The sequence below is a fragment of the Pseudomonas rhodesiae genome (genome assembly GCF_013285305.1).
In the GTDB taxonomy this organism is placed as follows: domain Bacteria; phylum Pseudomonadota; class Gammaproteobacteria; order Pseudomonadales; family Pseudomonadaceae; genus Aquipseudomonas; species Aquipseudomonas rhodesiae.
Genome location: NZ_CP054205.1, coordinates 353,437 through 373,617, shown reverse-complemented (window position 1 = coordinate 373,617; position 20,181 = coordinate 353,437). Strand labels below are relative to the sequence as shown.

At 63.4% G+C, this 20,181-nt stretch carries 11 protein-coding genes and 1 pseudogene; 5 read left to right on the top strand and 7 right to left on the bottom strand.

All coding sequences use genetic code 11. From position 1 onward, the window contains the following. Nucleotides 1-41: 41 nt before the first annotated feature. The 3 genes and pseudogenes from HRH33_RS01655 to HRH33_RS01645 all read right to left on the bottom strand — a co-directional run bounded on the left by HRH33_RS01655 (nucleotide 42) and on the right by HRH33_RS01645 (nucleotide 10,515). Nucleotides 42-7,916: an Ig-like domain-containing protein gene (locus HRH33_RS01655; RefSeq protein WP_173603348.1), complete on the bottom strand. Its 7,875-nt coding sequence runs from the start codon at nucleotides 7,914-7,916 to the stop codon at nucleotides 42-44. Between the two features lie 51 nt (nucleotides 7,917-7,967). Beyond that, on the bottom strand, nucleotides 7,968-8,810 hold the full coding sequence (locus HRH33_RS01650) for a sulfotransferase family protein (RefSeq protein WP_236238726.1): 843 nt from the start codon (nucleotides 8,808-8,810) through the stop codon (nucleotides 7,968-7,970). A gap of 104 nt (nucleotides 8,811-8,914) precedes the next feature. Then, nucleotides 8,915-10,515: pseudogene (locus tag HRH33_RS01645) on the bottom strand (glycosyltransferase family 39 protein). A 201-nt stretch (nucleotides 10,516-10,716) separates the two neighbouring features. On the opposite strand from HRH33_RS01645, the gene HRH33_RS01640 reads away from it, so the two are divergent. Together HRH33_RS01640 and HRH33_RS01635 are read left to right on the top strand one after the other, a co-directional pair. Further along, a complete protein-coding gene (locus HRH33_RS01640; protein WP_034095260.1) occupies nucleotides 10,717-11,304 on the top strand; it encodes a phage tail protein in 588 nt (195 codons plus the stop codon). A 53-nt stretch (nucleotides 11,305-11,357) separates the two neighbouring features. Continuing rightward, the gene (locus tag HRH33_RS01635; protein ID WP_034095259.1) at nucleotides 11,358-11,666 is read left to right on the top strand and encodes a hypothetical protein; all 309 of its coding nucleotides are present in this window, start codon (nucleotides 11,358-11,360) and stop codon (nucleotides 11,664-11,666) included. On the opposite strand, the gene HRH33_RS01630 is transcribed toward HRH33_RS01635, so the two are convergent. The 4 genes from HRH33_RS01630 to HRH33_RS01615 are packed head-to-tail and all read right to left on the bottom strand — an operon-like array spanning nucleotide 11,642 to nucleotide 16,295. Next, nucleotides 11,642-12,157, bottom strand: a complete 516-nt coding sequence (locus HRH33_RS01630) for a GNAT family N-acetyltransferase (RefSeq protein ID WP_034095258.1) — start codon at nucleotides 12,155-12,157, stop codon at nucleotides 11,642-11,644. The two genes, HRH33_RS01635 and HRH33_RS01630, sit on opposite strands and share 25 nt — an antisense overlap. 15 nt (nucleotides 12,158-12,172) lie before the next feature. Beyond that, nucleotides 12,173-14,269, bottom strand: coding sequence for an efflux RND transporter periplasmic adaptor subunit (locus tag HRH33_RS01625; RefSeq protein ID WP_167418521.1), 2,097 nt, complete (start codon nucleotides 14,267-14,269; stop codon nucleotides 12,173-12,175). Next, a complete protein-coding gene (locus tag HRH33_RS01620) occupies nucleotides 14,269-15,588 on the bottom strand; it encodes an efflux RND transporter periplasmic adaptor subunit (RefSeq protein WP_167418520.1) in 1,320 nt (439 codons plus the stop codon). The genes HRH33_RS01625 and HRH33_RS01620 overlap by 1 nt, the downstream gene beginning before the upstream one ends. Next, complete coding sequence (locus HRH33_RS01615) at nucleotides 15,585-16,295, bottom strand: efflux RND transporter periplasmic adaptor subunit (protein ID WP_371918477.1); 711 nt, start codon at nucleotides 16,293-16,295, stop codon at nucleotides 15,585-15,587. Before HRH33_RS01615 ends, HRH33_RS01620 begins: the two co-directional genes overlap by 4 nt. A gap of 223 nt (nucleotides 16,296-16,518) precedes the next feature. Between HRH33_RS01615 and HRH33_RS01610 the strand changes: the two genes are divergently transcribed. From HRH33_RS01610 to HRH33_RS01600, 3 genes are all read left to right on the top strand, one after another. Beyond that, nucleotides 16,519-18,690, top strand: coding sequence for a PA5441 family protein (locus HRH33_RS01610; protein WP_167418519.1), 2,172 nt, complete (start codon nucleotides 16,519-16,521; stop codon nucleotides 18,688-18,690). Continuing rightward, nucleotides 18,687-19,391, top strand: coding sequence for a DUF3142 domain-containing protein (locus tag HRH33_RS01605; protein WP_167418518.1), 705 nt, complete (start codon nucleotides 18,687-18,689; stop codon nucleotides 19,389-19,391). Before HRH33_RS01610 ends, HRH33_RS01605 begins: the two co-directional genes overlap by 4 nt. 82 nt (nucleotides 19,392-19,473) lie before the next feature. Continuing rightward, nucleotides 19,474-20,100, top strand: coding sequence for a hypothetical protein (locus HRH33_RS01600; RefSeq protein ID WP_034111216.1), 627 nt, complete (start codon nucleotides 19,474-19,476; stop codon nucleotides 20,098-20,100). Nucleotides 20,101-20,181 lie beyond the last annotated feature (81 nt).

Below are 20,181 nucleotides of genomic sequence, written 5' to 3'. Positions count from 1 at the left end.
CCGTGGACTGCCCCTGTTCCTGCGTCTTTAATTGAGTGTGTTCAAGCCTGCATTTCGCTGATGCCGACCTGCTGCAGTGCCAGCGCCAAGTCCATGACCTGGCGCTGTTCTTTGTCGTTGATCTGGTGCAATTGCTGGCCGAAGGTCGGCGCACCCAGTGCACCGCCCGAGCTTTTGATCGACTTGCTGTCGAACGCTTTGGAGTCGCTCGCGTCACCGTGGTTTTCGCGGTTGAACAGGCCCGACAAGGTACTTGAACCAAACACCCCGCCATCGCCGCCGCCAAACCCAAGGAACCCAGAGGCACCCGCAGCATTGCCGCCATCGATGCCGAATACCTGGGCGATATAACTCGGCGCCAGGGCGTTGTTGCGGATAAAGATGTTGCCGATCGGTGGCAAGCCGCCACCCAATTCACGCTGCTCGAACAATGCCGGGAAGCCAATCGGCGAGCCCAAGTTGCCGCTGGGCGGGCCAAAGATGATCGGTTGCAGCGGCGCGTCCGGCGCACTCGGTGGCGCCATCGGGCCATCGACGCGGAACAGCGGGTCGCCGGTCAGCGCGACGGTGTTGATCGCGTAGTTGCCGGAGTTGCTGAAACCGCTTCCGGCATTGCCCGCCGCATCCGTCACCAGGCTGGTGTCGAGGGTGATGAAGTTGCTCGGGTCATTAAGGTTGGCCGTCGGCGTGAGGAGGGCCGTCCAGGTCTTGCCGCCATCGCTGGTGGACAGATTGGACAAGGTGCCGTTAGCCACGCTCAGGTCATCCAGGTCGAAGCCACTGACTTTCTCGCTGAAGGTGAACGTTACCGTGGTGGTCTGGCCGACAGTGAGGTTCGGGTTGGCGACGGAGATAGTCGCAGTTGGCCGGTCGGCGTCGAGCGCATAGTTGTTGGAAATCGCAATGCCTGCACCGGCATTGCCCGCAGCGTCGTTGACCAGGCCGTTGTCCAGCACCACCAGGTTGGTGGGGTCAGTAATTGCGCCGGTCGGCGTCAACGTGGCCGTCCAGGTCTTGCCGCCGTCGCTGGTGGCAAGGTTGGACAAGGTGCCGTTGGCCACGCTCAGGTCCGACAGGTCAAACCCGCTGACCGCTTCGCTGAAGGTCACAGTGACCGTGGTGGTTTGCCCGATGCCCAGGAGGGCGTCCGCCACGGTGATGGTCGCGGTCGGCCGCTGGGTATCGATGCTGTAGTTGTTGGAGTCCGTGGTGCCGACGCCACTGTTGCCCGAGGCATTTGTCACGCCGCTGTTGTCCAGCACGATAAGGTTGCTGGTGTCGGTGATATTGCTGGTCGGCGTGAGCGTCGCGGTCCAGGTAACGCCGCCATCGCTGCTGCTGACCGCACTCAGAGTCCCGTTGGCGAGGGTCAGGTCAGCGTTGGTAAAGCCGCTGACGGCCTGGCTGAAGGTGATGGTCACCTGGGTGGTTTCGCCCGCTTTCAGTTGCGTGTCGGCCACCACGACGGTTGCCGTCGGCACCTCGGTGTTCACGGCATAGTTGGCGGAGCTGGTGGTGCCGGTGCCGCTGTTGCCCGCCAGGTCGGAGATGCCGGTGTTGTTCAGCACGATCAGGTTGGTGGTGTCGGTCACACTCAACGTGGGCGTGAACGTTGCCGTCCAGGTGATGCCGCCGTCGCTGCTGCTGACGTTGCTCAGGCTGCCATTGGCCACGCTCAGGTCGCTGTTGTCGAAGCCGGTGACGGCCTCGCTGAAGGTGATGGTCGCCAATGAGGTTTCGCCCGGGCGCAGGTCGCTGTCGCTCATGACAATCGTGGCTGTCGGCCGCTGGCTGTCGACGCTGTAGTTGTTGGAATCGGTGGTGCCGGAGCCGGCGTTGCCCGCCAGGTCGGCGACGCCGGTGTTGTCCAGGGTGATCAGGTTGGTGGTGTCGGTGATGCCGGCCGCCGGGGTAAAGGTGGCTGTCCAGGTGATACCGCCGTCGCTGCTGCTCACCGCGCTCAAGGTGCCATTGGCGATGGTCAGGTCGGCATTGGTGAAACCGCTCACCGCCTCGCTGAAGGTGATGGTCACCTGCGAGGTCTGACCGACGCTGAGGGCCGTATCCGCCACCACGATGGTCGCGGTAGGACGCACGGTATCAATCGCGTAATTGTTCGAGTCGGTGCTGCCGCTGCCGGCGTTGCCGGAGGCGTTGGCCACGCCGCTGTTGTCCAGGGTGATCAGGTTGGTGGCGTCGGTGATGCTGCTGGTCGGGGTGAAGGTCGCAGTCCAGGTGATGCCGCCGTCACCGCTGGTCACGGCGCTCAGGGTGCCGTTGGCGATGGTCAGGTCGGCGTTGGTGAAACCGCTGACGGCTTCGCTGAACGTGATGGTCACCAGCGAGGTTTCACCGATGCTCAACGCAGGGTTCGCCACCACGATGGTAGCCGTCGGCAGCACGGTGTCGATGCTGAAGTTGGCCGAGTTGGTGGTGCCCGCGCCAGCGTTGCCGGCCAGGTCGCTCACCCCCGTATTGTTCAGGGTGATCAGGTTGGTGGTGTCGCGGATGCCCACGTCCGGCGTGAAGGTGGCCGTCCAGGTGATACCGCCGTCACTGCTGCTCACGGTGCTCAGGGTGCCATTGGGGATGCTCAGGTCGGCATTGGTGAAACCGCTGACCGCCTCGCTGAACGTAATGGTCACCGCCGAGGTTTCGCCGGCGCTCAAGCTCGCGTCGGAGACCACGATGGTTGCCGTCGGGCGCTGGGTGTCGATGGCGTAGTTGCTCGAATCCGTGGTGCCGCTGCCAGCGTTGCCCGCCAGGTCATTGACGCCGGTGTTGTCCAGGCTGATCACGTTGCTGGTGTCGGTGATGCTGGCGAGCGGGGTCAAGGTCGCGGTCCAGGTGATACCGCCGTCGCTGCTGCTCACCGAGCTCAAGGTGCCATTGGCAATGCTCAGGTCAGCGTTGGTAAACCCGGTGACCGCTTCGCTGAAGGTGATGGTCACCAGCGAAGTTTGACCGATGTTCAGCGTCGTTTCCGAGACCACGATGGTGGCCGTCGGACGCGCGGTATCCATCGCGTAATTATTCGAGTCGGTGGTGCCGCTGCCGGCGTTGCCGGAGGCGTTGGCGACACCGGTATTGTCCAGGGTGATCAGGTTGGTGGCGTCGGTGATGTTGGTGGTCGGCGTGAAGGTCGCGGTCCAGGTGATGCCGCCATCGAAGCTGGCCACGTTGCTCAAGGTGCCGTTGGCGATGGTCAGGTCGGCGTTGGTAAAGCCGGTGACCGCTTCGCTGAAGGTGATGGTGACCAGCGAGGTATCGCCGATTTTCAGGCTGCTGTCGGCCACGACGATCGTTGCGGTTGGGCGCACGGTGTCGATGGTGAAGTTACCCGAGTTGGTGGTGCCCGTGCCGGCGTTGCCGGCCAGGTCGCTCACGCCCGTATTGTTCAGGCTGATCAGGTTGGTGGTGTCGTGGACACCCGCGGTCGGTGTAAAGGTGGCGGTCCAGGTGATACCGCCGTCGCTGCTGCTCACGGCGCTCAGGGTGCCATTGGGCACGCTCAAGTCAGCGTTGGTGAAACCGGTAACCGCCTCGCTGAAGGTGATGGTCACCAGCGAGGTTTCACCCGCGCTCAGGGCCGAATCGGCGACCACGATGATCGCGGTCGGGCGCTGGCTGTCGACCGCATAGGCGTTCGAGGTGGTGGTGCCGGAACCGGCGTTGCCGGCGGTGTCGACCACGCCGGTGTTGTCGACGACCACATGGTTGTTGCCCTGGGTGATGCCTGCCACCGCCGTCAGCGTCGCGGTCCAGGTGATGTTGTCGCTGGTCGACAGATTCGACAGCGCGCCGTTGTCGACCGTCATGTCAGCCAAACTGAAGCCTGTGACGGCCTCGCTGAACGTGATCGTGACCAACGACGTGCCGCCAATCCCCAGCGCGTTGTCGTTGACCACCACCGTGGCGGTGGGCCGCTGGGTATCGACGGCGTAGTTGTTGGAATTCGAACTGCCGCTGCCGACGTTCCCCGAAGTCGCCGCCTGCACCCCCGTGTTGTCCAGGGTGATCAGGTTGGTGGCGTCCGTCACATTGCTCGAAGGGGTGAACGTCGCGGTCCAGGTGATGCCGCCGTCGACGCTGTTCACGGCGCTCAGGGTGCCGTTGGCGACGGTCAGGTCGGCGTTGGTAAACCCGGTGACCGCTTCACTGAAGGTGATGGTCACCAGTGAGCTGGCGCCAACGTTCAAGGCCGGATTCGCCACGACGATGGTCGCCGTAGGCGCCACGGTGTCGATGCTGTAGTTGGCCGAGTTGGTGACGCCCGAGCCCGAGTTACCGGCCAGATCGCTCACCCCCGTATTGTTCAGGCTGATCAGGTTGGTGGCGTCGTTGATACCCGCGGTCGGGGTGAAGGTGGCGGTCCAGGTGATACCGCCATCGCTGCTGCTCACCGCGCTCAAGGTGCCATTGGCAATGCTCAGGTCGGCGTTGGTAAACCCGGTGACCGCTTCGCTGAAGGTGATGGTCACCAGCGAAGTTTCACCGGCGTTCAGCACCGGGTCGGCCATGACGATGGTCGCGGTCGGGCGCTGGGTGTCGATGGCGTAATTGTTGGAGTCGGTGGTGCCGCTGCCAGCGTTGCCCGCCAGGTCGGCAATGCCGGTGTTATCCAGGGTGATCAGGTTGGTGGTGTCGGTGATGCTCGCGCTGGGTGTGAAGTTCGCGAACCAGGTGACACCGCCGTCGCTGCTGCTGACCGCGCTCAGGGTGCCGTTGGCGATGGTCAGGTCGGCGTTGGTGAAACCGGTGACGGCCTCGCTGAACGTGATGGTCACCTGCGAGGTTTCACCGATTTTCAACGCGCTGTCGGCCACCACCACCGTCGCCGTTGGCCGCACGGTATCAATGGCGTAGTTATTGGAATCAGTGGTGCCGCTGCCGGCGTTGCCGGCCTGGTCGGCAATGCCGGTGTTGTCCAGGGTGATCAGGTTGGTGGCGTCGGTGATGTTGGTGGTCGGCGTGAAGGTCGCGGTCCAGGTGATGCCGCCATCAAGGCTGTTCACAGCGGTCAGGGTGCCGTTGGCGATCGTCAGGTCGGCGTTGCTGAAGCCGGTCACCGCCTCGCTGAAGGTGATGGTCACCAGTGAGGATTCGCCGATTTTCAGGCTGCTGTCCGCCACGATGATCGTCGCGGTTGGGCGCTGGGTGTCAATGACGTAGTTATTGGAATCAGTGGTGCCGCTGCCCGCATTGCCTGCCAAGTCGCTGATGCCGGTGTTGTTCAAGGTGATCAGGTTGGTGGTGTCATTGACACCCGCGGTCGGCGTGAACGTCGCGGTCCAGGTGATGCCGCCATCGCTGCTGCTCACCGCGCTCAAGGTGCCATTGGCAATGCTCAGGTCGGCGTTGGTAAACCCGGTGACCGCTTCGCTGAAGGTGATGGTCACCGAGCTGGTTTGACCGATGCTCAGGGCAGTGTTCGCGACCACGATGGAAGCGGTCGGCCGCACCGTGTCGATGGCGTAGTTGTTGGAATCCGTGGTGCCACTGCCGGCGTTGCCCGCCAGGTCGGCGATGCCAGTGTTGTCCAGGGTGATCAGGTTGGTGGTGTCGGTGATGCTCGCGCTGGGTGTGAAGTTCGCGAACCAGGTGACACCGCCGTCGCTGCTGCTGACCGCGCTCAGGGTGCCGTTGGCGATGGTCAGGTCGGCGTTGGTGAAACCGGTGACGGCCTCGCTGAACGTGATGGTCACCTGCGAGGTTTCACCGATTTTCAACGCGGTGTCGGCGACCACAATGGTCGCGGTTGGCCGCACGGTGTCGATCGTGTAATTGGCCGAATTGGTGGTGCCCGCGCCAGCCAAGCCGTCGTTGATCGCGACCACCCCTGTGTTGTCGAGGGTGATCAGGTTGGTCGCATCGGTGATGTTGCTGGTCGGCGTGAACGTCGCGGTCCAGGTGATGCCGCCATCGAGGCTGTTCACAGCGGTCAAGGTGCCGTTGGCGATCGTCAGGTCGGCGTTGGTGAGACCGCTCACCGCACGGCTGAACGTGATGGTGACCAGCGAGGTATCGCCGATTTTCAACGCGGTATCCGCCATCACGATGGTCGCGGTTGGCCCCGGGGAATAAGCCGTGTTCACCGTGCCGCCGTCATTGAAGATGTTGTTCACGGCCGCTACGGAGGCGCCCGTGGAACCGCCGCCCGACGCAGGGCCACCGGAGCCGCTGCCACCGACGTTACCGCTCATGGCCGCAAAGTTGGCAGCCGTCATCAACAGCGTGCCTTTGTTCCAGATCGCGCCGACGCCTTTGCCGGCCGCGCCGCCCGAATCGGCGGAGCCACCCAGGCCCCCACCGCCACCACCGCCGCCACCGGCAGCGATGTTGTTGGTAATCACCGACGTGCCGACAACGGTCAGTGTGCCGGTGCTGCCGTTGTAGATACCGCCGCTGGCCGAGGCGCCCGCCCGGCCAGGTTTGTCCCAACCGGAGCCGCCGCCACCGCCGCCAATGGAAATCGTGCCATTGTTTGCCGTACCACCGGCGCCGCCATTGCTGTAGTTGGCCGCGCCCACGCCGCCCGCGCCGCCGGTGCTGCTGCCGCCCCTGCCGCCCATGTAGTTGGGGTTATAGCCGCCGCCGTTGCCGCCGGTGTTGGCACTGCCGGAAGTGCCGCCATACACGCCTGTACCAAAGCCGGAAGTACCACCGTGACCACCGGCTTGCCCGCCGAGCGCGCCGCCACCGCCACCGCCGCCACCGACCGCGCCACCGACATAAGGCGCAGTAACCCCGCCACCGCCACCGCCGCCCGAGGCTGCGTTGCTGGTCACCGTGACATTGGTCAAGGTCAGGTTACCGTAGTTGACAATGCCGCCGCCCATGGCCGCCGTTCCGTCGGTCCCCGCCGCAGCGCCGTTGCCGGCGGCCAGGCCCTTGGTGATGATCAGCCCATCCAGGGTCGCGGTGACGCCGGAGTTGACCCTCAACACCTGGGTTTTGTACTGCCCGCTGATGGTCACGTCTGCCACACCATCATTGTTGCGATCGCCGTCGATGGTGAGGTTCTTGCTGATGATCAGCTGGCTGTTGAGGTTGATCGTCATGTCAGCACCGAAGGCCACGGTATCCCCCGACACCGCGGAGCTCAGGGCCTGCCGCAAGCTGCCGACACCGCTGTCGCCATTATTGAGCACCGTGACCGTCGCCAGGCTGTACTGATACCCCGACATGCTCCCGTAGGCCAGCGCGGTGCGGCTCTCGATGGAGCCGGTGGCGATTTCCAGGGTCCAGTCGCTGCCCGCGCCGGTGCGGTTGCTGGACGCGGCAATATCGCGCCCGGTCAGCTGCGCCAGCGAGTCGACAAAGTTGACGCCCCTATCGCCCGCTGCCGTGTTGCAGGCGTAGATCAGGATGTCGCCGCCGACGTTCATGTCCTGCCCGATCTGCGCCAGCACCTCGCTACGAGCTGCGATGTTGTCTGCCGATAAATAGGTGTTGCCCAGCCACAGGTCACCCGAGTTGCCGTGGGCGATGATCTGCACCGAGCTGACGCCCTGGTGGCTGCCCAGGTAATCGGCGATCTGTTGCAGGCCGTCCTTGCTCGCATCCAACTGCACCACCTGGGTGCCGGGGGCGACGCCTTTGAGCAACTCGGCGGAGTCCTTGACCCGTGCATCGACGAATACGACTGACTCACCCGGCACAGTGACCGGGGCCGGAGTCACGGGTGCATCGGTTTGCCCGTGGGTTTCGCCGACGGCGCCGGCGTGCTCGGCGGTCGGCGCCTTGGCGGCCGCATCGGCAGCCGTGGCATGGCTGTCGGCCTGCGCCACATCAGCCACCGTGGCGGCGACCGCGCCGTCGAACAGCATGCGCGGTTCCAGGGACATGATCATCGGCGTCGCCTGCGTGCGCGCGCGCGTTGTCGTTTGCCGTGCCTTGCCTTTGCTCCACCACATGCTGCTCACCCGCTTGTCGAATGCTGATACCCACAAATAAAAAAACCGCGATCAACTGATCGCGGCGTCGGCTTTGGTGCGAATCACATTGGCAGCGCTCAAGCTGCCGTCACGCCAGAAATCCATATGGGCGAACTGCTCGAACAGATCCGGCGGCAGCAGGCTGCGCCGCGCTTGCAACGCCACCTGTGGTTTGACCCGATGCAGACCGGCTACGCCCAGGTCCTGGTCGAAATCCGGTGCGTCGTAGCTGAGGTTGTCGAAGTCATGCTCGAACCACGGCTCACCGATGAATTCGTAGACCAGTCGCATGACCCGCTCGGGGGCCTGGGCCAGCAGGTCGTAGTCGACGATCAGCATCGAGCCGGCGTGTTCACCGTAGTACGCCTCTTTGAGCGCCGACCATGCATACCCGACCATGCGGTTGCGCTGGGCCAGGGTCTCGACACGGCTGTACACCGTGTTGCGCTCGACATCGTCGTTGAACAGCTTGGTATTTTCGAAGGGATTGGCGCGGTACAGGCGCTCCAGGCTGTCCATGATCCATGCGACGTTGCGCACGCAGGCGATGACTTTGGCTTGGGGAAACAGGTCATGCAGCGCCGGCATGCGCGCGCACCACTGGCGATTGGTGTCGAACACCACGGGCGTGGCGGTTTTGTCGGCGTAGTAGGAATCGAACAGGCCGCGCAGCAGGCGGCGGCGGGTGTCGGCGTCAATCACCGAGCCAAATTCACTGCCGGCGCTGCACTGCGCCAGCACGCCATTGAATAGGAGGCCCACGGGGCTACTCATGCCCGCATGAAAGCGCGGGTTCTGCAGCAAGATGGCAGAAAGCAAGGTCGAGCCGGAGCGCGGCAAGCCGGAAATAAAGTGATACGGCAATCCATTCACCACTTTGTAGGACAATTCCTTTGTCACCAAGATTAGCTCAGGATTGCTACAGCCACTAGTATGAAATTGCCACTACTCGCATCCGATTTAATACTGTTTCGAAATTAACGGCACCCTTCAGGCTGCATAGAGTCGGCCCCACACACAGCAAAAACAGCCGCGCCCGCGCACCGCCGCCATCTTGCTGCAACACTTGGCGCCAACCGTCGGGAATCGGCGCGAAATCATCCGGCATTTCGTTGCTACTGATCAGCCAGACACGGCGGGTCTGGGCGGGTAAAGCCGACAGACGGTCGAGGTAAATGCGTCCACCGTCCTGATCCACCAGGGTGCCGAAACCATAGGCGTTTGGCCGGGTCGGTGTGCCGTCGGGCTTGGGCGGAGTGTAGAGCTGCAACTGGGCGTCGGTCTGGTCGTAATACACGTAGCTCAAGTACCACATCATGTCGCTGAGCACGATGCGATCGCCTTCCTGGTAATTGCGATTGACGAACTCCACCGGCACGTTGAATTGGTCATGCACATCCACCGTGGCGTTGTTCTTCAAACCCAGCAGCTCAACGCCGACAAATACCACGAGCAACGCCGCCCCGAGCCACGACAGGCGCGTCGGCAGACGCTCGATGGCCAGGGCAATGAGCATTGGCAAGCCGAGGGCATACACCGTCAGGTAACGTTCGATGAACACAGGCGATACAAACGACACGCCGTATACCACCAGCAGCGGCAGCATAAAAAACAGCGCCAGCAGACAGGCCGGAGAGTAACTATCCCGTTCCTTCCAGACGGTCACCGCGACCGCCGCCACCAGCGATAGCGGAAACAGCCAGAACAGCGGTGCCCAGAAGCCGACACCTTCATCCTGCAGCACGAACTGCCAGATCATCGAAGGCACAGAGGTCAGCGTGACCGGGTCTTCCCAGCCAATATCACCGCCGACCTTGAGCTGCTCGACATGCTGAACAAGATCCAGCAGGTTCGGCAGCCAAGGCAGGTACAACGCGACAATCGCGGCATTTGCGCACCACCACACCGGACGCGTGAGCAGGCGCTGGCCGGGCGCCTGGGAGCGGCACAACACGCCCAGCCAGGCCCAGTGCACCAGCACGCACAACGCTGTGAAGTAGTGGGTATAAAAACCGGCCGCCATCAACAACACATAAGCCACCAGGCACCGCGTGCGCTCGGGCTGGCGCACCCAGTACACCAGCGCCAGCGTGGCGCCCAGCAGCCACACGGCCAGCAGCGAATACATGCGCACTTCCTGGCTGTAGCGCACGGCGCTTGGGAACAACGCCAGCAGCACGCCCGCCAGCGCGGCAGCGCGGCGTGTGGACAGTTGCCGCATCAGCCACACGCCCAGGCCCACGGCGACCACGCCGGGGATCGCACTCATGGCACGAATCGACCAGATGCCGTCGCCAAACAGCTCGATCCAGCCACGTAACATGAAAAAGTACAGCGGCGGGTGCACGTCATGGGCCGCGTGAAACCACAGGTCGTCTACGGCATATTCGCTCAGCAGCAGGCTCGAACCTTCGTCGCCCCAGATCGCCGCGGCCGTCAAGCCATAGAACCGCGTGGCTATGGCCAGCGCGAGGATCGGCACCCACCATAACCGGCTCAGCCAACGGCTGCCTTCCCAGGCGCCCGCTACGGCAAATGGGCCCACTTTTTCGTCTTGCTCGACCACAGACCGTCGCACCTCAAATCCCCTGATACCGCCGGTTTCCCGGGTAAACGCCACACATGCGCAAACACGCGCAACTCTAGGGCAAAAGCCCAGGTTTCGCTCGCGGTTTCGCAACCGTTGGGCGTAGCGCAAATGTGCGTCTACGCTTTGCGATGGCGCCCGATCGATAGGCGTCGTCCAAGACCCTAGAGCTCACACAAGGATTCGCGACTCATGGAAGTATTTATCGGCACCATCCAGTCTTTTGCCTTTAACTACGCACCCAATGGCTGGGCGTTATGCAATGGCCAGATCGTGGCTGTGCAACAGAACGCCGTGCTGTTTTCGTTGATTGGCACCTTCTACGGCGGCAACGGTCAGTCCACCTTCCAACTGCCGAACCTGCAAAGCCGCGTGCCGGTGGGCATGGGCCAAGGCACGGGGCTGTCGCCCCATGCGATCGGTGCATTCTCGGGCAGCGAGTCGGTCACGCTGCTGGCCGGCAACCTCCCCGCCCACACCCATGGCGCAGGCACACTCGCAGGCAACACCACGGTGCAACTGACCAGCGTAGTCAGCAACCCAGTAACGGTGCCTACGCCTACCAATGCCTACATCGGCGCCTCTGGCCCAGGACCGGGCAGCGCTACGATCTATTCCGATCAACAAGGCGCCAACCCGGTACCACTCAAGGGCGTCACCAGCGCTTTGAGCGGCGAGACGGCCAGCGCCGGCCAGAGCCAGGCCGTTGGCATTATGAACCCCTATCTGGCGATCAACTTCAGCATTGCCTTGGAAGGACTTTATCCTTCACGCCCATGATGCCCCCCGGCCGAGGCCCATGGGCCTCGGCACTTCCGATGCGGAGCCGAACCATGTTGAATCAGGTCACCCTCGAACACTTTCGCCCCTTGCTGACCCAGCCTAGCGTGCTGTACCTGCCGGATGGCTCGGCACTTCAAATTCAGGTCCAGGGGCTGCGCCCGTCGCCACAGTCCGGTTTCCCGGGCAGCGTACGCGAGGGCTTCAGTGTGTCTCTCAACAGCCTCGGCCCGACGGAGTTCGTCGACGGTTTATGCCGCATGCCCTTGCCGGATGTGTGCCTGGAACACGTGTTCGTGTCCCGCGAGCCCGCCATGGGGCGTGACGGCGAGCGCGGTTACTTTTGCATCGTGTTCAACTGAGGCGGGTACCACACCAACCGCTGCGCCGCCGGTGTCTGTTCTTCCACACGAAACCCCAGCGCCAGGTAATGCTGGCGCGCATGGGGGTTGCTCGCCCACACCACCGTCGCCACCGGACAGCACACTTGGGTGGCGGCCTGCTGAACGCTATGCAGCATCGCCCGACCAAAGCCCTGGCCACGTGCGGCGGGGATAAGCGCCAGGTACAACACTCGAATTTCATTGGCGCCGAAGTCGGCACTCAAGGCACCGATGGGCGTGCCGAGCTTTTCCACCACGTAATGCAGGGCCCCTGGAAACTGTTGGTCCATGCCCCGCTCCTGCACCTGGAACTGCTGGGCGATGACCTCTTCTACCTTCTCTTGCTCGCCGTCGATCCACTGCAGATCCGCCCGCGCCGAATGGTAGAGCTTCTGCAAAAACGGCCCGTCGCTGGCCCGTGACGGGCGCATCGCTAAGCCCTGCGCCAACCCGCCCTGATTGTTCATCATCGTCTGCACTCCTTGTCAGAATCCGCTTTCCCTAACGCCCAACGCCACCGCTCGACGCCAGGCCGTGCCCAGCACCGACTCGCTGCGTCCTTGCAATAGCACCACGCCGCGCAACGGCTGCCGGGGGGTGTCGATCGTCTGCAGGCTTTTGAGACGCACGCCGTATTGCGCCTGTACCGGCGCAGGACGCTGGTTTTCGTCGCGGCGTACGGCTATTGGCCCGTGATGGTCGGAGGTCAGCGCCTCCTGATCCAGATAAGCCACGCCGTTTGCGTCAACGTCGGTCAATTCAACGGGGATCGCGGCGCGCATCGGGTCATCGGCGATAAACCGCCCGGTCGCCCCTGGTCCGACTCGCCACAACTCGGCCTCGGCCAGGTAGCCACGCAGGCGCGCGCCATCCTCCACCACCTGCACCAGCGCATCCTTGGGCGACAGCCAGCGACCCACGTCCAATTGCGGCAATACATCGCGCACGGTGCCCGCATGGGGGGCGCGCAACAGCAGGCGTTCGCGTTGGGCAGCGAGGCCGCGGTATTCGGCCAGGGCCTGGGACAGGCGCTGATCGATGATCCCGGCGTCGGCCGCCGTTTCACTGCGTCCAGCCTGGCGGCGCATCTGCAATTGCAGGATCTCGACTTCGCGCCGCACGATGCTTTGGCGCGCGTCGAGGTCCGGCGATTCCAGTTCGATCAGCACCTGGCCCTGGGTCACCGCCTGCCCGTCCACCACCCGCAATGCCTTGACCCGCGCCGCCACCGGCGCATGCAAGGCACTGACACGACCCGCTTCGAGCATGCTCGGCAGTTCCACCGCGCTGCGCCACGGCACCACCAGCGCCAGCACGATCAGCCCCAACCCGAGACTGCTAAGCAACACCCGGGGCGCATGGGCCTGGCTGCGACGGCTCCACCATTCGTGCCATTCCTTGTAGATCGGCAGGCAGATAAACCACACCAATTCCACCAGCATCAGGAAGATTCCGAGCAGCTTGAAGAACAGGTGATAGACCGCCAACGCGATCCCCAGAAACAGCGCCGCACGCCACAGCCACGCCAGGTAGCCCCACCACAACAGGCGTCGCTGCAAAGCCGGCGACCACGGCTCCGGGGCCGGTTCGCCATAGCCGAACAGCAGTTCGCGCAGACGCCAGCGGCACAGCGCGAAGGCACGGCCTTGCAGGTTGTCCACGCCCCATAAATCGCTGATCAAAAAGTAACCATCAAAGCGCATGAACGGGTTGAGGTTGATCGCCAGGGTGGTCAGCCAGGTGGCGCTGGCCAGCATGAACGCCGCCGTGCGCGCCGGTCCATCCGGCAACAGCGACCAGGCGAGCAAGGCGATACACGCCAGCAGCAGCTCGGCCATCACCCCGCCGGCCCCGATCATCAAGCGGGCGCGGCGATCATTGACGCGCCAGGCGTCGCTGACGTCGGTGTAGAACATCGGCAACAGCACCATGAAGGCCACGCCCATGCTTTGCACCCGACAACCGGCGCGCTTGGCCATGAAGGCATGGCCGAATTCATGGCACAACTTGGCGAAGAACAGTGCCACACCAAACGCCAGGGCGCCGCCGAGGCTGAACAGGTGCGGGAACGTCGCCAGGAAGCGCTGCCAATCGCGCGCCACCAAAAACACCCCAAGACCGAGGGTCATCGGCAAACCGTAGCGCAACAGGCCCGGACCAAACCGCGCCAACCACGGCCAGGCGCGATTGAGGAACGTGTCCGGGCGCCACAGTGGGATGCGGAAAAACAGGTATTGATGCAGCAGCACCTGCCACAGGCCCTGCTTCTGGGCGGCGGCTTTATACAGATAGCTGGCGCGTTGCTCGGGGTCGAGGGCAGCGATCAGGTCGTGGGCGCGTAGAAAACTCAGCAGCTCGGTGACTTCGCTGTTCCCCAGGGGCAAGCCCGGCTCGCGGTTGGCAGCTTGCAGGACTTTTTCCGGGTCGCCCAGGGACCAATGCCGCAACAGACGGATGGCCGTGGCGCCCAGCTTGAAATAGCGCCCACGCACTGGGTCGGCGAGGGTCCAGCGCGGCGAGCCATCCAATGCCGCGCCGGCGCTGGACAGTTGCAGGTCGTCACGCAGCTTGGGCAGGCTCATCAGAGGCCCACGCTTTGGCGCAGGCCCGCCAACGGTCGCCGCAGCAGGTACAGGGCCAGCGGCGCGCGGTCGCCATACAGCTTCGCAGTGCCACGCAGGCCGATCCGCGGCGGCGCGTCATCGAACTGCGCATCCAAGCGATAGGCCAACTGCCCGCCCGGCGTGGGCTGCGCTTCGTACGCGGCGCGTTGCAGGGTGGCGAGGTGACGTTGCAACGGGTCGCTGTCGAGGAATAGCGCGACCTGCGCGTCGGGCGCCAGGGCAATCGCATCGCCTACCGCCAGTTCGATGCGCAACTCGGCCTGGCCGGGGTCGGCGATCTGCAACAGGCGCTCGCCGGTTTGCACCGGTTTGCCGGTCCAACGCTCGGCGTCGGCAAACACCGCGATGCCGTCGCGCTCGGCGCGCACTTCGCTGCGCTTGAGCAGCTCGCGGGCGTAGTCGCGTTCGGCGCGTTTTTGCTCGACGCGCGCGGCCAGCAAGTCGATGCGCGAGCTGGATTCGGCATCGGCAAAGGCACGCTGGGAATTGGCCTTGAGCTCCGCCTCCGCCACACCTAGGGCCCGCGCCGCCACGTCCGCCTGGGCGGTCAGGGTAGTGCTTTCAAAACGCAGCAGCAGGTCGCCGGATTTCACGCTCTGGTTGGGTTTAACCAAGAACTCGGCAATCACCCCATCCAAGGGTGCCGCGACGACTTGTCCAGCCAGCGGCACCACTTCGGCGGGCGCCAGCACCGACTGGCGCACCGGGATAAGCAACATCAGCAGCAACCCGACCCCCACCGCCACCTGACGTTTGCGGGTCAGGCGCAGGCGCCACGGCTGGCGCGGTTGCAACGCGTGCCAGGCATGGCTGTAGGTGTCGCCCAATTGCGCCAGCAAGACTTGCTCTGCCGGGTTCCACGGCGTATCCCGCGCCAGCCACAGGCCACCAAACACCTGGCCCTGGGGGTTGATCAGCGGCAACCAGAACACGTGTTCGGCCGACAGGCTCTGCCAGTCGGCGCGCACGGCATCGCTCAATTGCTCGGCAGGCACCACGCGCGCGGTCTGGCCGAGGTCGAGCGAGTGCAACTGCCCCACCGCATGCTCGACAAACGCCACGAACGGCGCGTTCGGGTCGATGCTGCTCACTGCTGTGACCGCCTGCACCTTACCGGCAATCAACAATGCAGCGTGGCGATAGCCGAACAGCGCTTGCCCATCGTTGACCAAGCTGTAGGCCAATTGCTCAGTGGAGCGGGCGGCGCGGGTCTGGCGTTCGAGGTCCAGAAATTGCGCGAACACCCGCTCGGTGTTCCCCGCCATGGGTGCGTTCATTGCAGTTGCGCGAAGTGGGCGGTGCCGCTCATACCCGCCATCAAGCCGGTGGCATTGGGCAAGGTGGCGACCAGCAGCAGCGTCTGACTGCCCTCGTCGATGCGTGCGCCCTGGCGTTTGACGGTAGCGCTGAACGCCTGGCCAGTTTCATCCGGAGTAAAACTGAACGTCTGCCCCGGCTTGAGCTTGCCCATCCAGCGCGACGGCACCAATAGGTGAATTTCCAGGCTGCGGTTATCGACGATTTCCAGCAGCGGCGCGCCGGCCGAGACGCTTTCATAGCGTTGCACTTTGCGCTGCACCACTTGACCGTCATACGGCGCCAGCACATTGCAGCGTTTGACTTGTACCTGGTAGACCTGGGACTGGGCCTGGGTCTCGCTCAACCGCGCTTCGGCGCGGGCCACTTCAAAGCGTCCGACTGAATTGAGCGCCGCCAACTGTTTGTTGTGCGCCAGTTCTTCCCCGGCACCACGGCTGGCGGCTTGGGCGGCGTTCAATTGGGCCTGGTAGGCCGAACAATCGAAACGCGCCAGAGTGTCGCCTTTTTTGAACGTCTCGCCCTCGCTGAACGGCAACTCGACGATGCGCCCGGACAGCTCACTGGCCAGCATCGCCTGGTCGCGGGCACGCAACACGCCCCGCGCTTCGCTGTCGGCACTGGCGGTGGTCGCAGGCGAATGATCCAACAACGGGTCTTCGGCCATGGCCAGCTGAGCCACGCCCAATATGCCGATAAAACCCAACGCCCATCCATGCAATTGCTTCATATGGTCGACTCCCTGACGATGACCGCAGTCTAAGTCAGCGAAATTAAATTGCCACTACCCCCAATCGGACAAATCGGCAAATTGTGTAGGCAGTCACCAAAGCAATTGTCAGATCAAGCTATGATTGCGCCCCTCCAAGCACCAGGATCAAGGACACCTCATGCGCATCGGTTTTTTGTCACCTCTGGCACTGGCCCTGCTGGCCGGTCTCTCCGTGCAGGCCCAGGCCAGCTCCGACGATTCGTGCTACCCCGACTGGCGTGTTTCCCGCGACACCCTCGACCCGTGCAGCAACCAGCCTTTCCTCAGCCCTGGCAACGACAGCCGGGTCAACCTGCGCCTGCTGCTGGCCGACAAGAAAAATACGGGCCTGACGCCCAATGCCTTGAGCGAAGATGACCTGGCCGAGGGGTTCGGCCCTGTGCCGTTCCCGGTGTATCGCCTGACGCTGCTCGGCAGCTCGGACACTGAACCGGATGACGGCGCAGACACATCGTCCACTGCCGAACTGGACAACCTGCTGCAACCCCTGGGCATCAAGCGCGAGGACTACACCACCGCCGGCGAGGCGTTTGTCACGGGCGAGGGCAGCCGTTGCCGCAGCAACGACGACGACAGTGCCACCGCGTTTGTGCGCCAAGTGGTCAAGGCCGATATGCCGGCCGCCGAACGCGAGCTGCTGGTCAAAGCCCGCCTGCAACTGCTCACCACCTGCGAGTGGGACGGCCCGGTCGTGGCGAATGCGCAGCAACTGCAATCGACCGACGGCCAGCAGCTGTACACCTACCTGCAAGCCGCCGCCGATTTTTATAGCGGCCGTTTTGCCGAAGCCGAGCGCGGCTTCAGCGCCGCTCGCAGCAGTGCCCTGCCCTGGCTCAAGGAAGCCGCGCTGTACATGACCGCCCGCACTGCGCTGAACCAGGCCCAGGCAGACGCGTACGATGCCGACGGCGTGCCGACTCTGGCGCGTGTGGATAAGTCGGCGCTGGCCAATGCCGAGCAAGCCTTCGATAGCTACCTGAGTGCTTATCCACAAGGCGATTACAGCGCCTCCGCGCGCGGCCTGCTGCGGCGGGTCTACTGGTTGGCCGATGATGGCAGCAAACTGGCCGAGGCGTATGCCTGGAGCCTCACGCAAGCCAGCGACGCGCAGCGCAATGTGTCCGAGGATGAGCTGGTGGAAGAGGCTGACCTCAAGTTGTTGATGGTCAACAGCCAGCCAGTGAAGACGCCGATGATCCAACTGGTCAGTGACCTGATGGTGATGCGCGGCGGCAACCAGCCGACCTTGTCCCGCGCAGACCTGGAGAAGCAAAAGGCACTGTTTGCCAGCGAACCCGAACTCTACGATTACCTGCTGGCGGTGTGTGCGTTGTACATCGAGCACCAGCCGGATGCCGCTTTGAAGCAGCTGCCGCAAAGTGTGCCGTCGAGTCTGAATTACTTCGCCTTCAGCCAACAGACCCTGCGCGCCCTGGCGCTGGAAGCCAAGCAAGATTGGAAAGGCGCCCAAGCGCTGTGGCTGCAATTGCTGCCACTGGCCAAACTGCCGTTGATGCGCGATCAACTGGAATTGGCCCTGGCCATGAACTACGAGCGCAGCGGCCAGTTGGCCGAAGTGTTTGCCGCCAACTCGCCGATCAACGCCAAGCAAGTGCGCTACAGCCTGTTGCGCAACGTCGCCGGTCCGGAGCTGCTGCGCCAGCAGATTTCCCAGGCCAGCGATCCGGTGGAGCGCCAGACTGCGCAATTCGTGTTGCTCTACAAAGACCTGCTGCGCGGCCAGTTCGCCACCTTTGCCGAGGACTTCAAGCAACTGCCGACCCCAGCGCCCGAAGATAAGTTGAGCAGCAGCCTGGGCTATGTCTACAGCGAAGGGCAGACGTTGAAGCTGTTCCAGTGGAACGGCGAGAAAGCTGCCTCGGGCTACACCTGCCCGGCCATCGCGCAAACCGCCGCGACCCTACAAACCGAGGCCAAGAACCCCCAGGCCCTGAACTGCCTCGGCGAGTTCATCCTGCGCAACAACCTGGACAGCATGCCGCTGGAACAAGCGCGCGCCGCCGGCAGCCTGGGCAGCACCGCGTCGGACTTCAAAGGAACCACTTTCTCGCGGCTCGACGGATACAAGCAGGTGATCAATGACGCCAAGGCGCCGAAGACGGACAAAGCCTATGCGCTGTTCCGCGCCATCAACTGCTACGCGCCGGCCGGCTATAACAGCTGCGGTGGGCAGGACGTTGAACCGGCCGTGCGCAAAGCCTGGTTCCGCCAGCTCAAAAGCGGCTACGCCGACACCCAGTGGGGCAAATCGCTGCAGTACTACTGGTGAAACACTTGTGGCTAGGCTTGCTGCTACTGGCGAGCCCGGCCTTCGGTGCCGTTGACGCCCGCGACTATGACGCCTTCTGGCTGTGGAGCGGCGTCAAGTCCCAAGCGGTGCTCAAGCAGGCCAAGACCCTCTACATCCTGCAGGGCCAGATCAACTCTACCCGCCGCGCCCCCCAGCGCGGCGTGCAGCTGATCGCCCAGGGCATGAGCGTACCGCGCCTGACCCAGGGCGAGGTTTGGGTGGTATACCGCGCCCACACCCTGCGCTGGCCAGAACCGATCTACACCCAGCTGCTCGGCCAGGTGCAACGCTGGCGCGACGCGGGCAACCCGGTGATAGGTATCCAGATCGACTTCGACGCCCGTACCCAATACCTGCACGAATACGCCGACTTTCTGCGCGACCTGCGCCAACGCCTGCCCGCCGACCTGCGGCTGAGCATCACCGGCCTGATGGACTGGAGCAGCAACGCCGACCCAGCCGCCATCGCCCAGCTCAAAGGCGTGGTGGATGAAGTGGTGGTGCAGACCTATCAAGGCCGCCACAGCATCCCGGATTACGCCGCGTACTTGCCGCGGATGAATCGGCTGGGGTTGCCGTTCAAGATCGGCTTGATTCAGGGCGGTGAATGGCAGGCGCCGGGGTATTTGCAGAGCAATGAGTGGTTTCGGGGGTATGTGGTGTTTTTGCAGAATCCTTGATTCCTTTCTTGACAGGGCTCTCCCTCCATGCAAGAAATCGTCCACGGTCCATGGACAGTGGACAGCCGCTTCAGGGAGCCCTATGAAAAGTCAGGATATCGTTATCCTCTTCAAACTGATTAGCCTGGAACTACAGGCGGTGAAAGAGCGGGCCACCGGAAAAGAGGCCGAAACGCTTGTTTTCCTTGCAGGTAGTGAGTGGAAAGGTTGGGAGGATAGCGACGGTGACACGCTCCCGACTAACAGTGATAGCTACTCCGTTCGAGCACTGTCTGCGTCGTTGGCGTTGAGCAAAAGCGAGGTATCGAATTCTCTGAATCGCTGTCGAGAGATCGGCCTTATTCACACGAACCGCCTCAGCGGGCAGCCTCTGGTAAGAAGAGAAGCCCTTCTGGACTTCGTGAAATATGGCATTCGCTACGTATTTCCCGCAAAGCCTGGCGCCGTCGTTCGTGGAATTCCAACAGCATTCGGGGCCCCTATCCTGACGGGCAAAGTCATGAGCGGTGGCGATCTCATCCCCGTGTGGCCAGACGCGTATGGCAAAAGCAAAGGTCAGGAAATCGCGCCCTTGTACAAAACTGTTCCTGGGGCGGTAAAAAAAGACGAGCTTCTCTATCACTTCCTGGCTCTAGTCGATGCAATTCGCATCGGCGGACCGCGCGAGACCAAGGTAGCCGATGCACTGCTGAGGGAGTTGATCCTTTGAATTCAGTTCGGGAAATGATGTTGCAAATGCTTGAAGCGGTCGCCGACGCATTGGGGGCAGAGCTACCCCAGCAAGTGGCCT

Excerpts from the sequence above, each read along its gene's own strand:
- HRH33_RS01655 (WP_173603348.1), bottom strand. The coding sequence starts at position 7,916 with ATGTGGTGGAGCAAAGGCAAGGCACGGCAAACGACAACGCGCGCGCGC.
- HRH33_RS01640 (WP_034095260.1), top strand. The coding sequence starts at position 10,717 with ATGGAAGTATTTATCGGCACCATCCAGTCTTTTGCCTTTAACTACGCA.
- HRH33_RS01635 (WP_034095259.1), top strand. The coding sequence starts at position 11,358 with ATGTTGAATCAGGTCACCCTCGAACACTTTCGCCCCTTGCTGACCCAG.
- HRH33_RS01630 (WP_034095258.1), bottom strand. The coding sequence starts at position 12,157 with ATGATGAACAATCAGGGCGGGTTGGCGCAGGGCTTAGCGATGCGCCCG.
- HRH33_RS01625 (WP_167418521.1), bottom strand. The coding sequence starts at position 14,269 with ATGAGCCTGCCCAAGCTGCGTGACGACCTGCAACTGTCCAGCGCCGGC.
- HRH33_RS01620 (WP_167418520.1), bottom strand. The coding sequence starts at position 15,588 with ATGAACGCACCCATGGCGGGGAACACCGAGCGGGTGTTCGCGCAATTT.
- HRH33_RS01615 (WP_371918477.1), bottom strand. The coding sequence starts at position 16,295 with ATGGCCGAAGACCCGTTGTTGGATCATTCGCCTGCGACCACCGCCAGT.
- HRH33_RS01610 (WP_167418519.1), top strand. The coding sequence starts at position 16,519 with ATGCGCATCGGTTTTTTGTCACCTCTGGCACTGGCCCTGCTGGCCGGT.
- HRH33_RS01600 (WP_034111216.1), top strand. The coding sequence starts at position 19,474 with ATGAAAAGTCAGGATATCGTTATCCTCTTCAAACTGATTAGCCTGGAA.